10 protein-coding genes are annotated in these 13,650 nt (G+C 55.7%); all 10 read right to left on the reverse strand.

Annotated features, from left to right (window positions below; genetic code table 11):
* Positions 1-327: 327 nt before the first annotated feature.
* The 10 genes from tilS to bamA all read right to left on the reverse strand — a co-directional run bounded on the left by tilS (position 328) and on the right by bamA (position 13,582).
* Positions 328-1,647 carry a tRNA lysidine(34) synthetase TilS gene (tilS, locus tag JWR17_RS05460; RefSeq protein WP_299829073.1) on the reverse strand — a complete coding sequence of 440 codons (1,320 nt, stop codon included), beginning with the start codon at positions 1,645-1,647 and terminating at the stop codon, positions 328-330.
* 128 nt (positions 1,648-1,775) lie between these two features.
* Positions 1,776-2,723, reverse strand: coding sequence for an acetyl-CoA carboxylase carboxyltransferase subunit alpha (locus JWR17_RS05465; RefSeq protein ID WP_299829075.1), 948 nt, complete (start codon positions 2,721-2,723; stop codon positions 1,776-1,778).
* Between the two features lie 135 nt (positions 2,724-2,858).
* On the reverse strand, positions 2,859-6,386 hold the full coding sequence (dnaE, locus tag JWR17_RS05470) for a DNA polymerase III subunit alpha (protein WP_299829077.1): 3,528 nt from the start codon (positions 6,384-6,386) through the stop codon (positions 2,859-2,861).
* Positions 6,387-6,452: 66 nt separating this feature from the next.
* Entirely contained in the window at positions 6,453-7,094 is a 642-nt protein-coding gene (gene rnhB / locus JWR17_RS05475; RefSeq protein ID WP_299829078.1) for a ribonuclease HII, read from the reverse strand.
* Positions 7,095-7,105: 11 nt separating this feature from the next.
* Complete coding sequence (gene lpxB, locus JWR17_RS05480; protein ID WP_299829080.1) at positions 7,106-8,245, reverse strand: lipid-A-disaccharide synthase; 1,140 nt, start codon at positions 8,243-8,245, stop codon at positions 7,106-7,108.
* Between the two features lie 11 nt (positions 8,246-8,256).
* Positions 8,257-9,033: an acyl-ACP--UDP-N-acetylglucosamine O-acyltransferase gene (lpxA, locus tag JWR17_RS05485; RefSeq protein ID WP_299829082.1), complete on the reverse strand. Its 777-nt coding sequence runs from the start codon at positions 9,031-9,033 to the stop codon at positions 8,257-8,259.
* The gene (fabZ, locus tag JWR17_RS05490) at positions 9,030-9,470 is read right to left on the reverse strand and encodes a 3-hydroxyacyl-ACP dehydratase FabZ (protein ID WP_299829084.1); all 441 of its coding nucleotides are present in this window, start codon (positions 9,468-9,470) and stop codon (positions 9,030-9,032) included. Before fabZ ends, lpxA begins: the two co-directional genes overlap by 4 nt.
* 112 nt (positions 9,471-9,582) lie before the next feature.
* Positions 9,583-10,638, reverse strand: a complete 1,056-nt coding sequence (gene lpxD / locus JWR17_RS05495; protein ID WP_299829086.1) for a UDP-3-O-(3-hydroxymyristoyl)glucosamine N-acyltransferase — start codon at positions 10,636-10,638, stop codon at positions 9,583-9,585.
* 4 nt (positions 10,639-10,642) lie between these two features.
* Complete coding sequence (locus tag JWR17_RS05500; RefSeq protein WP_299829088.1) at positions 10,643-11,146, reverse strand: OmpH family outer membrane protein; 504 nt, start codon at positions 11,144-11,146, stop codon at positions 10,643-10,645.
* A 45-nt stretch (positions 11,147-11,191) separates the two neighbouring features.
* Positions 11,192-13,582, reverse strand: a complete 2,391-nt coding sequence (gene bamA, locus JWR17_RS05505) for an outer membrane protein assembly factor BamA (protein ID WP_299829090.1) — start codon at positions 13,580-13,582, stop codon at positions 11,192-11,194.
* Positions 13,583-13,650: the final 68 nt, after the last annotated feature.

Below are 13,650 nucleotides of genomic sequence, written 5' to 3' on the forward strand. Positions count from 1 at the left end.
GCAATGCCTTTCCCCAATGAAGAAACAACACCGCCCGTGACGAAGATGTAGCGCGTCATGAAAAACCCTAGAAGTCTGCGTTAAAGCGGTCAGAGCCGCCGGGGAAAGCGAAGGAAGGCCGAAGCCCGCAATTACCAAAAAATCTCACAGTGCACTCCTTAAAATTGCTGCGTTGGGACCGGCAGACTGAAAGTGCCTGTCTGTTGCGCGCTACATTTTTGAGAATCGCCCAGCAAAAACAGCCTGGTAATTGGCAACTTCCGTCGATTCACAAGAATCCACAGAAGCTCTATCAAGAAGGGAGCGTAGTCTACCGGAAACGGCCTTTCAGCTCAAACTTTGGTCGTTCGTCGGCGCAATCCAGTGTAATCGCCAGTCGCCATGGGCTGTTCCGTCGAGTCCGGGCAGGTTGGGGACGGCCAATAACTGGTCATCCTGATACAACAATGGCAAACGACCACGCACAAAAACCGGTAAACCGCTTTCGTTGAGCAGTCGCTTGAGATCACGATGGCCCCGTCCGGGCAAGTGCATGACTTCCCCGCCTTGACGGTAACGCACATGAAATTCACCGGCCGGGGCCTCGCCGTTGAAACCAAGTTGGCCGTTACCCGCGAGCGCTAAGGTGTGCCGAGGGTCATGCCAGACGGTCACGGCGGCTGGAGGTTGCAACCAGGCCGCTGGCAACCACCAGATTCGCCCGTTTGCGCGATGAAGCTCACCGTCCGTCAGACACCAAATGGGCTGTGAACCGTCCCGGGCGTCCCGCAGGCTATCCCAGCCGACCCAATGTTCACTGTCGGGTAGACGCGTCAGAGGCGCCAGCCAATGGCGTAACGCGTTGCGTTGCCGGGCTGCCGACAAGGTCCTGAGCGGCGCCAGTTCCAGCGACAGCAATCCGAGCCAGGCGAACTCGGTGGGTGAATCGAGCTGCGCAAGGTCTTGCAGGGCCAATTCGTCCAGCAGGCCTTGGGCTTCGGCCAGGTGGGCGGTTGTGCGGGCCATGCTCGCTGTCGCCTGGGGCCAGCGCGCGGTCAATGACGGAAGAATGTGTTGGCGCAGGTAGTTTCTCGAAAACTGGCTGTCGGCGTTGCTTGGGTCTTCCACCCAGCGCAATGAGTGTTCGGTGGCATAAGCCTCAAGGGTCGCCCGGGAGACGCTAAGCAACGGTCGCAATAATTTGCCTTTGCCCAGCGTCCGTTGCTCAGGCATGGCCGCCAGCCCGCGAACCCCTGTCCCACGCATCAAACGAAACAACAACGTCTCGGCTTGATCATCACGGTGCTGAGCGGTGAGCAACAATTCGCCTGCGGCCAATAAATGAATAAACGCCGCATACCGCGCATCACGCGCCGCTTGCTCGATGCTGGCCCCAGGCTGCACATGTACACGAATCACATCCAACGGCACACCCAGAAGGCGACAGACCTCAGCGCAATGCTCCGGCCACGCATCGGCTGCAGCCTGAAGGCCGTGATGGATGTGAATGGCGGATAACGGTGGGATGGCTTCTCGTGTCGCGAGATCAGCAAGCAGGTGCAGCAGGACGGTGGAATCCAGTCCGCCCGAGAAGGCGATGCGCCAGGCCGGTGCGCTGCGCCAAGGGGTTAGTACGGTGAGCAGAAGATCGCGCAGATGTTGTTTCAAAGCACCCAAGTCCTGTAGGAGCCAACCTGTTGGCGAGGCGGTGTCTCAGATGGACCGCGCCGCCTGCTTCGCGAACACGTTCGCGAAGGCAGCAACACGGTCCATCAGACAAACCCGCTAGCCCGCAATCAGAGGCCGTAGCTCATCAGGCGTTCATAACGGCGGGCCAGCAGTGCGTCGGTGTCGAAGTTTTTGAGCATCGCCAATTGACTGCTCAATTCCGTGCGGATCGAAGCAGCGGCGGTTGCCGGATCACGATGGGCGCCGCCCAAGGGTTCACCGATAACTTTATCGACAATACCCAACCCTTTCAGACGGTCAGCGGTAATACCCATGGCTTCTGCGGCATCTGGGGCTTTGTCTGCGGTTTTCCACAGAATCGAGGCGCAGCCTTCAGGCGAGATAACCGCGTAAGTCGAATATTGCAGCATGTTCAATTGATCGCAGACACCAATGGCCAGTGCGCCGCCAGAACCGCCTTCACCAATCACGGTAGCAATGATCGGCGTTTTAAGACGAGCCATCACTCGCAGGTTCCAGGCAATCGCTTCGCTCTGGTTGCGTTCTTCGGCGTCGATGCCAGGGTAAGCACCCGGCGTATCGATAAAGGTCAGGATTGGCATCTTGAAGCGCTCGGCCATTTCCATCAGGCGGCAGGCTTTGCGATAGCCTTCAGGACGTGGCATGCCGAAATTGCGGCGAACCTTCTCCCGCACTTCGCGGCCTTTCTGATGGCCGATAATCATCACCGGCTGGTCTTCCAGGCGCGCAACACCACCGACAATGGCGGCGTCATCAGAGAAATGCCGATCACCGTGCAGCTCATCGAACTCGGTAAAGATGTGCTCGATGTAATCCAATGTGTAAGGACGGCGCGGGTGACGCGCCATGCGCGCGATCTGCCAGCTGGTCAAGTTACCGAAAATGCTTTCGGTGAGCGTATTGCTCTTCTCTTGCAGACGCGAGATCTCGTCGCCGATGTTTAGCGAGTTGTCATTGCCGACCAAGCGCAGCTCTTCGATCTTGGCTTGAAGGTCAGCGATCGGCTGTTCAAAATCGAGAAAATTCGGGTTCATAAGCATCCGTCTGGGGTCGACGGCCAAGGGGCCGGCCGGTTGATCCGTGAGCGCCCACCTTACGGGAACAGGCGCATTCAGGTCGAGATTAAAAAATTATGGTTGAGCGCAGGCTGCTTGCACAGGCCTGCACTATCAACGGTACTGCAGAAAGACGTTCTCACGCCCGAACTGGTCACGCAGCGCCTGAATCAAGCTGTCCGCAGGATCGATTCGCCACGCCTCACCAAACTGCAGCAACGCTTTGGCGTCCATCCCGGTGTAGTCCAGCGTGATGGGGCATGCACCACGGTGCCGCTTGCACAATTCCCCCAACCACTTGAGACGGTCGCCTTTGAGCGCATCGGCATGAATTTTCAAGCGCAAGCTTTCGGCCAAATTGGTCCGGGCATCTTCCAGGCTCATCACCCGCTTGGCCCGCAAACGCAGGCCGCCAGAGAAATCATCGTTGCTGACTTCCCCTTCGACCACCACCAGCGCGTCGGTTTGTAACAACGACTGCGCTGAATGGAATGCTTCAGCAAACAGTGACGCTTCAATTCGTCCAGAGCGATCATCCAGGGTGATAAAACCCATTTTGTCGCCCTTCTTATTCTTCATCACGCGTAGTGCGATGATCAAACCAGCAACCGTCTGGGTGTCTCGCGCAGGCTTCAAGTCGATAATGCGCTGACGAGCGAAACGGCGAATTTCGCCTTCGTACTCATCAATAGGGTGCCCGGTCAGGTACAAGCCCAGCGTTTCCTTCTCACCCCGCAGCCGGTCTTTCAGGCTCATTTCCTTGGCCTTGCGGTGGTTGGCGTAGACGTCGGCATCCGCTTCTACAAACAAGCCGCCAAACAGGTCCGAGTGCCCGCTGTCATGGCTGCGCGCGGTTTGCTCAGCCGCCTGAATCGCTTCTTCCAGCGCAGCCAACAGCACAGAACGGTTGCGGTCGAGGTTGGCCTGGTAGGTCTTTATGTCGACGTTGTCTTCAAAATACGGCCCCAGGCGATCCAGCGCACCGCTGCGGATCAAGCCATCAAGGGTGCGCTTGTTAATGCGTTTAAGGTCTACCCGGGCGCAGAAATCAAACAGGTCTTTGAACGGCCCGGCTTGGCGCGACTCGGTAATGGCTTCCACCGGGCCTTCGCCCACACCTTTGATGGCGCCGAGACCGTACAGGATTCGGCCGTCATCGCTCACGGTAAATTTGTATTCGGAAGTGTTCACGTCCGGGGATTCGAGACGCAACTTCATGTTGCGCACTTCCTCGATCAAGGTCACAACCTTGTCGGTGTTGTGCATGTCCGCTGACAATACCGCAGCCATGAACGGCGCCGGGTAATGGGTTTTCAGCCATGCGGTCTGGTACGACACCAAACCATAAGCGGCCGAGTGAGACTTGTTGAAGCCATAACCGGCGAACTTCTCCACCAGGTCAAAAATGTTACCGGCCAGATCAGCGTCGATATTGTTATTGGTGCAACCTTCGATGAAACCGCCACGTTGCTTGGCCATTTCTTCGGGCTTTTTTTTACCCATGGCCCGACGCAACATGTCGGCACCGCCAAGGGTATAGCCAGCCATGACCTGGGCAATCTGCATCACCTGTTCTTGATACAGGATGATGCCGTACGTAGGCGCCAGTACGGGCTTCAGGCCTTCGTACTGATAATCGACGTGGGGATACGACAGTTCTGCGCGACCGTGCTTACGGTTGATGAAGTCATCCACCATGCCCGATTGCAGTGGCCCTGGACGAAACAGGGCTACCAGTGCGATCAAGTCTTCGAGGCAGTCGGGCTTGAGCTTTTTGATCAGCTCTTTCATACCTCGCGACTCAAGCTGGAACACCGCTGTGGTTTCAGCCTTTTGCAGCAGCGTATAGGTAGCCTTGTCGTCCAGCGGAATAAACGCAATATCCAGCGGCGGCTCGTCGACCTTGGCGCGCTCGCGGTTGATGGTTTTCAATGCCCAATCGATGATGGTCAAGGTCCGCAGACCGAGGAAGTCGAACTTCACCAGTCCGGCGGCCTCGACATCATCCTTGTCGAACTGGGTGACCAGGCCGTCACCCAGTTCATCGCAATAAATCGGTGAGAAGTCGGTCAGCTTGGTCGGCGCGATGACCACGCCGCCAGCGTGTTTACCAACGTTGCGCACGATACCTTCGAGCTTGCGCGCCATCTCCCAGATTTCGGCAGCCTCTTCATCAATCTTGATGAAGTCCCGCAGGACTTCCTCCTGCTCGTAAGCTTTCTCCAACGTCATGCCGACTTCGAACGGGATCATCTTCGACAGGCGATCCGCCAGGCCGTATGACTTGCCCTGCACCCGCGCCACGTCGCGTATCACCGCCTTGGCCGCCATCGAACCGAACGTGATGATCTGACTGACCGCGTTACGCCCGTACTTCTGCGCCACGTATTCAATGACCCGATCACGGCCGTCCATGCAGAAGTCGACGTCGAAGTCGGGCATCGATACCCGTTCCGGGTTCAAGAACCGTTCGAACAGCAGGTCGTATTCCAGTGGGTCAAGGTCGGTGATCTTCTGCACATAGGCCACCAGCGAACCGGCGCCTGACCCACGGCCTGGACCTACCGGAACACCGTTGCTTTTGGCCCACTGGATAAAGTCCATTACGATCAGGAAGTAACCGGGAAATCCCATCTGGATAATGATGTCCAGTTCGAAATTCAACCGATCGATGTACACCTGACGCTTGGCGTCGTAATCCTCGGTGGTGTCTTTTGGCATCAAGACCGAGAGTCGGTCCTCCAACCCATCGAACGAGACCTTACGGAAATACTCATCCATGGTCAGGCCATCAGGAATCGGGAAGTTAGGCAAAAAGTGCGTGCCCAGCTTTACTTCGATATTGCAGCGCTTGGCGATCTCAACGGTGTTGGCCAATGCTTCTGGCAGGTCACTGAACAGCTCGCCCATCTCTGCCGAGCTTTTGAGGTATTGCTGGTCGCTGTAATTGTGCGAGCGGCGGGGATCATCCAGTGCCCGGCCTTCGCCGATGCACACCCGTGTCTCATGGGCCTCGAAATCTTCTTGCTTGATGAAGCGCACATCGTTGGTCGCCACCAGCGGCGCGCCAAGGCGATCAGCCAGTGCAACGGCGAGGTGCAAATGTTCTTCGTCATTGGGGCGATTGGTGCGGTGCAGCTCCACGTAAAACCGGTCCGGAAATACTGCCATCCAGTCACGCATCAATTGCTCGGCATCACCCGGATTACCAGCCAGCAACGCCATGCCGATCTCGCCTTCTTTGGCTGCCGACAGCATGATCAACCCTTCGCTGGCCTCGGCGACCCATTCCCGCTCAATGATGACTTGGCCGTTGCGCTGACCGTCAATGAAACCCCGAGATATCAACTCGGTCAGGTTGCGATAGCCCTTTGCGTTCATCACCAACAGACTGATCCGGCTCAACCCGGCGTCTTCGTCCTTGTTGGAAAGCCATAAGTCTGCACCGCAAATAGGCTTGATACCTGCGCCCATGGCGGCTTTGTAGAACTTGACCAGCGAACACATGTTGTTCTGATCGGTCACGGCCACGGCAGGCATATTCATACCGGCCAAGGTCTTGACCAACGGTTTGACCCGGACCAGACCATCGACCAGAGAATATTCAGTGTGCAGGCGTAGATGAACGAAAGAAGCCGGCATGATGATCCTATAGCGCGAATTACGAAAAAACGAAGGCCCGGATTGTACCGGGCCTTGGGTAAAACATCAGCCCGGTAAAAACATTGAAAGCGGACTTTGCAGCATCATCGCTTGCGCCTCGTAAGCCGCGCGAACCGGGGCAAACGAGCGTCGATGAATTGGTGTGGGACCCAGACGCGCCAACGCTTCCAGATGAACGGGGGTTGAGTAGCCTTTATGCGCGCCCATTCCGTAACCCGGGTAAATCAGTTCGAACGCAACCATTTCACGGTCACGGCTGACTTTTGCCAAAATCGAAGCCGCGGCAATGGCCGGCACCGATGCATCACCCTGAATCACAGACGCACTGGGTACCGACAATTGCGGGCAACGATTGCCATCGATCAATGCCAGTTTCGGAATAATGATCAGGCCTTCCACGGCGCGCTTCATGGCCAACATGGTGGCATGAAGGATGTTCAGTTCGTCGATTTCTTCAACTTCAGCCCGGGCGACATACCAGCACAGGGCCTTTTCACAAATTTCGTCGTAGAGTTTTTCACGCTTGGCTTCGGTGAGCTTCTTCGAGTCGTTGAGGCCCAGGATCGGCCTGCGGGGGTCGAGAATCACCGCTGCCGTTACTACCGCGCCACACAGTGGACCGCGACCGACTTCGTCGACACCGGCAACCAGTTCTTCGACCAGATTAAAGTCCAGACCCATTTGCATTTATAACCAACTCACTGTGAAGGCGATTGACCCAACAACCCAAGCACAGCATCGGCGGCCTGGTTGGATGCATCGCGACGTAAGGTCCGGTGAATCTCATCAAAGCCTGCCGTCTGCCCACCGCCGCTATCAAGCAGCGGCAACAACGTTTGCGCGAGGGTCTCGGCGGTCGCAGCTTCCTGCAACAATTCCGGGACCAGTAAACGCTGGGCCAGCAGATTCGGTAACGAGACGTAAGGGCTTTTCACCAGACGCTTGAGTATCCAAAAGGTAATTGGTGCCAGACGATAGGCAACAACCATTGGTCGTTTGTACAGCAGCGCTTCGAGGGTTGCGGTGCCCGAGGCGATCAAGACCGCGTCGCAGGCAGCAAGGGCAAGATGTGATTGGCCGTCGAGGAGCACGACGGGGATATTACGCCCCAGCAGTAACGCTTCGATTTGCGCGCGTCGTTGCGGACTGGCACAGGGCAGCACAAAACGAATGCCGGGACGCAGCGTCATCAGACGTTCGGCAGCGTCAAAAAACAGCCCGCCGAGCTTGCCCACTTCACCGCCACGGCTGCCCGGCATCAGGGCAACGACGTTACCGTCAGTCAAACCGAGCTGCTCACGGGCAGCGGCGCGATCCGATTCCAAAGGGATGGTGTCGGCTAGCGGGTGACCGACAAAACGCACCGGCACGCCCTTCTCTTCATAAAACCGCGCTTCGAACGGCAGCAGCGTCAGCATCAAATCGCAGCCTTCACGGATTTTCAGCACACGCTTTTGGCGCCAGGCCCACACCGACGGGCTCACGTAATGCACGGTCTTGATCCCGGCACGGCGTAGTTTGAGTTCGATATTAAGGTTGAAGTCTGGAGCATCGATGCCGATGAACACATCGGGTTTTTCAGCGACCAGCGTCTGGATTAACGCTTTGCGCCTGGCCAGCAGCTCCTTGAGACGACCGAGTACCTCGACCAGCCCCATGACCGACAGACGCTCCATCGGAAAATAGGAAACCATACCTTCCGCTTGCATGAGCGGACCACCGACCCCGATGAACTCAATGCCAGGGTTACGCGCCTTGAGCGCCCGCATCAGGCCTGCGCCCAGGATATCGCCCGACGCTTCACCCGCAACCAGTGCGATGCGCAATGTTTTGACCATCGATGAATTCATTAGCGGGTTATGCCGCGAGTCGACGTTTGTATGGACTCAAGAAATAACGCCACTTCAGGGAACAGTGCCGCGGGCTCGGCCAGCTCGGCAATCGCCTGATCGACTGTCAGGCTTTGCCGATAGACGACCTTGTACGCACGGCGTAGGGCATGAATAGCCTCTTCACTGAACCCCCGGCGGCGCATGCCTTCGAAGTTCATGCTCCGAGCTTGCGCAGGGTTACCGAACACAGTGACAAATGCCGGTACGTCCTTGCCTATCGCCGTCCCCATGCCAGAAAAGCTGTGGGCGCCGATATGGCAATACTGATGCACCAACGTGAAGCCAGACAGAATAGCCCAGTCGTTGACGTGCACGTGCCCGGCTAGCGCAGTGTTATTGACTAGAATGCAGTGATTGCCGATGACGCTGTCGTGACCGATATGCGCGTAGGCCATGATCAGGTTGTGATCACCCAACGTCGTTTCTGCGCGGTCCTGGATCGTCCCGCGGTGGATAGTCACACCTTCACGAATAACGTTGTGATCGCCTATCACCAGGCGCGTCTCTTCGCCTTTGTATTTGAGATCGGGGGTGTCCTCACCTATGGAGGAAAACTGATAGATGTGGTTGTGCTTACCGATCTTCGTCGGACCTTTGAGAATCACATGCGGCCCAACGATTGTACCCTCGCCGATTTCCACACCAGGTCCGACGATCGACCAAGGGCCGACCTCTACATCGTCAGCCAGAATAGCTGTCGGATCGATGATTGCGCGAGGGTCAATCAAACTCATAGTTTACGTTCCGCGCAGATGATTTCTGCGGAGCACACCGGTTTGCCGTCAACCGTAGCCCGGCATTCAAATTTCCAGATCTGGCGCTTGCAGCTAATAAATTTGGCTTCAAGGATCAATTGGTCGCCTGGCATGACTGGCTGGCGAAAGCGCAGTTTGTCAGAGCCGACGAAATAGTAAAGCGTACCGTCGGATGGCTTTACATCAAGCATCTTGAAGCCAAGGATGCCGGCAGCCTGAGCCATCGCTTCGATGATCAATACGCCCGGCATGATTGGATGCTGAGGAAAGTGGCCATTGAAAAAAGGCTCGTTGATGCTGACATTCTTGTAGGCACGAATGCCTTTGGCCTCGACATCCAACTCAACCACTCGGTCCACCAACAGGAACGGGTAACGGTGAGGCAGGTATTCGCGAATCTCGTTGATGTCCATCATTTCGGGGGGAAGCCTGTAGTAAAGATGGGGAGTGCGCGATTAACGCGCAGCACTCCTCCTGCAAATCAAGGAGGCAGTTTATCGGCTGTGCACGCTTGATATAAAAAAGTTATCAGCCTTCAGATGAAGCTTTACCGCCTGAGGTCACTGCCTCAACAACCTTTTCCATCTGCTGCAAGCGTCGCGCCATGTCATCAAGCTGACGAATGCGCGCTGCACTCTTGCGCCATTCCGCCGCAGGCTGCATTGCAGTCCCCGACGAATAAGCACCCGGCTCGGTAATCGAGCGGGTCACCATGGTCATACCGGTGACGAATACGCCATCACACACTTCGATATGCCCAACCATGCCGACACCGCCAGCGATGGTGCAATGCTTGCCAATCTTTGTGCTACCCGAGATACCGACACAAGCAGCCATGGCGGTGTGATCGCCAATCTGAACGTTGTGAGCGATCTGTATCTGGTTATCCAGCTTTACGCCATTGCCGATCACTGTATCGGCCAACGCACCACGGTCAACGGCAGTATTGACGCCTATCTCCACGTCATCACCGACCCGTACACCGCCAATTTGCGCAATTTTTTGCCAGACACCCTTTTCATTGGCAAACCCGAAACCTTCGCCGCCGAGTACCGCGCCAGACTGAATCACAACTCGCTTGCCGATGCGTACATCGTGATAAAGCGTGACGCGTGGCGCTAACCAGCCGCCTTCGCCGATCTCACTGCGGGCGCCAATAAAACAATGCGCCCCTACCGTAACGCCCGCTGCGATACGCGCGCAGCTCTCGATAACGGCAAAAGCGCCAACACTGGCCAAGGCATCGACATGGGCGTCAGCGGCAACAATCGCCGACGGATGCACTCCTGGCAAAGCCTTGGGTTTCGGATCGAATAAATGGGAGATCTTTGCGTAGGCCAGATAAGGGTCAGGCACTAACAACGCATCACCTGCGAACCCTTCTGCATCAGCCGGTTTGAGAAATACGGCGGCAGCATGGCTCACAGCAAGGAATTTACGGTACTGCGGATTGGCCAGGAAACTGACCTGACCAGGGCCGGCCTCTTGTAAAGTGGCCAGCCCGGTAATGTCTTTATCCGCGTCGCCACGCAGTGTGGCGTCGAGGAACTCGGCCAATTGGCCGAGCTTGATGGTTACGGTCATTGTGTTACTTCAGCTGATTCATGCGCTCGATGACTTGGCGAGTGACGTCGTATTGAGGCTTGACATCAATCACAGCACCGCGCTCGAACACCAGGTCAAATGCACCTTTTTTGATAACTTCTTCCACAGCCTGATCAAGCTTTGGCTTCAGTTGCTTGAGCATTTCACGGTCAGCAACGGCTTTGGCTTCGTTCAATTCCTTGGACTGGAACTGGAAGTCCCGTGCCTTTTGCTTGAATTCAAGCTCCAGGCGTTCGCGTTCAGGCTGTGCCATTTTATCGCCACCGCTTACCAAGCGATCCTGAATACCCTTGGCGCTGCTTTCGAGGGTTTTCAATTTAGTCAGCTGTGGACCAAATTTCTTTTCGGCATCCACTGCGTATCTTTTGGCAGCGTCTGATTCAAGCAATGCCATTTGATAATTCAACACAGCAATTTTCATTTCAGCAAACGCTGGGGTCGCTATCAGGGCTGTAGCCAAGAGAACCAGTTGAGTCAACTTACGCACAATGCACTCCTACAAAATCTGTTGTCGTTACTGTTGATCGGACAATCAAAATGTCTGACCGAGAGAGAATTGAAAAATCTGGGTATCAGCGTCATCCGGTTTCTTGATCGGCATAGCCAAGGCAAAACTCAATGGCCCCAGCGCGGTTACCCACGTTACACCGACACCGACAGAACTTGCCAAATTGGCGAGATCTACGCCGGGACAATTAGCCTTCGTGTCCGACGTTGAGACTACGTTCTTGTTGCTGCCGCAGTTGGTGTCAAAAACGTTACCGACATCCCAGAACACGGAGGTGCGTAAAGATTTCTGATCTTTGATGAATGGCAGCGGGAACATGACCTCAACACCACCTTGAACCAAAACGTTACCGCCGAAAGGCAGTGCCTTTTGATCCGGGTCCAATTGGGTACCGGCGTTACCGGTTACATCAACACCACGGCTCGGGGTACTGCGAGGACCAAGACTGCTGTCCTTGAAGCCGCGTACCGAGTTGAAACCACCACCGTAGTAGTTCTCGTAGAACGGCAGGCCGGACGTCGAACCATAACCGTCGCCGTAGCCCAACTCAGTGTGCAGACGCAGCGTGTAGTTTTCAGTCAGCGGGTGGAAATATTGAGCGCGGTAGTCAAGCTTGAAGAACGACAGATCGCTGCCCGGAATGGTGCTTTCAAACACCAGGCTCTGAGAGTGACCACGCGTCGCCAAAACACCTTTGTTCAAGGTTGATTCAGACCAGCCAGCGGACGCCTTGAAGTTGAGGTACTTGGTACCTTCCTGGTTAACGAAGTCGAAGATTTCGTCAACGGTGTACACACCGGTCTTGATTTCATCTTGCTGTACGGTCAAACCAAACGTCAGACGCGACGTTTCGTCGATCGGGTAACCGAGGCTGACACCTGCGCCCAAGCTGTCAACTGCATAGCTGGCCACGTCGACATCGAGGTCTTTGTAGTCAGTGGTGCGGTAGAAGGCATTGTAGCCAAGGCTCACACCGTCCGGCGTGAAGTACGGGTTGACGTAACCAAAGTTGTAACGAGTCTGGTATTCGCTTTTGGTCAAACCAATGCTGACCTTGTTACCGGTACCCAAGAAGTTGTTCTGGCTGATCGAACCACCCAGAATCAAACCCGCGCTCTGGGCGAAACCGACGCTCGCGGTCACCGAACCGGATGCTTGTTCTTCAACCGTGTAGTTCACGTCGACCTGGTCATCAGTGCCGGGCACTGCTGGCGTCTCAACGTTTACTTCTTTAAAGAAGCCAAGGCGATTGAGGCGGGTCTTCGATTGATCGATCAGGTACGTAGAAGCCCAGCCGCCTTCCATCTGACGCATCTCACGGCGCAGCACTTCGTCCGCAGACTTGGTATTGCCGCGGAAGTTGATACGGTCAACGTAGGCACGCTTGCCCGGATCGACTGCAAACAGAATGTCGACGGTGTGGTCTTCGTTGTTCGGTGTAGGTACACCGTTGACGTTGGCGAAGGTATAGCCTTCGTTACCCAGACGACGAGTAATCAGTTCCGAAGTCGTGGTCATGATCTTGCGCGAGAACACTTGACCCGGCTTGACCAGCAACAGCGCCTTGACCTGATCTTCAGGTACTTTCAAGTCGCCGCTCAGCTTGACCGACTTGACGGTGTATTTTTCGCCTTCGTTGACGTTGACCGTGATGTACACGCTTTTCTTGTCAGGCGTGATGGACACCTGGGTCGAAGCGATGTCCATGTTGATATAGCCGCGGTCGAGGTAGTACGAACGCAGACGCTCGAGGTCGCCGGACAGTTTTTCACGGGCATACTTGTCGTCGTTCTTGAAGAACGAAAGCCAGTTGGTGGTCTTGAGTTCGAACAGGCCGATCAGGTCCTCATCGGGGAAGACAGTGTTGCCAACCACGTTGATGTGCTGAATGGCCGCAACCGTACCTTCGTTGATGTTGATTTTCAGGCCAACACGGTTACGCGGTTGCGGTACGACTTCGGTGGAAACCTCAGCCGAGTAACGGCCTTGGGCAACGTATTGACGTTGCAGCTCGTTACGCACGCCCTCAAGGGTTGCACGTTGAAAGATTTCACCTTCAGCCAGACCTGACTGTTTGAGACCTTTCATAAGGTCTTCAGTGGTAATCGCTTTGTTACCGTCGATTTCGATACTCGAAACAGAGGGACGCTCGACCACGGTGATGACCAGGACATTGCCATCGCGGCCAAGTTGGATATCTTGAAAGAACCCGGTTTTGAACAACGCGCGAGTGGCATCCACCAGACGACGATCATCCGCAGACTCGCCGACATTCAGCGGCAAGGCACCAAAGACACTGCCGGCGGAAACCCGCTGGAGGCCATTGACGCGGATATCAGAGATAGTGAAGGACTCAGCGTGAACTTCGGCGATCATCAGTACGGCGAGAACCGCAGTTAGCAGCAGACGTTTCATGAAGTCCTTTCTTATTCCAACTGGCAATAAACAAACTGCCGCAAAATGCGGCAGATTCGCAATTCAGC

The sequence above is a fragment of the Pseudomonas sp. genome (assembly GCF_028293835.1).
Lineage (GTDB): Bacteria > Pseudomonadota > Gammaproteobacteria > Pseudomonadales > Pseudomonadaceae > Aquipseudomonas.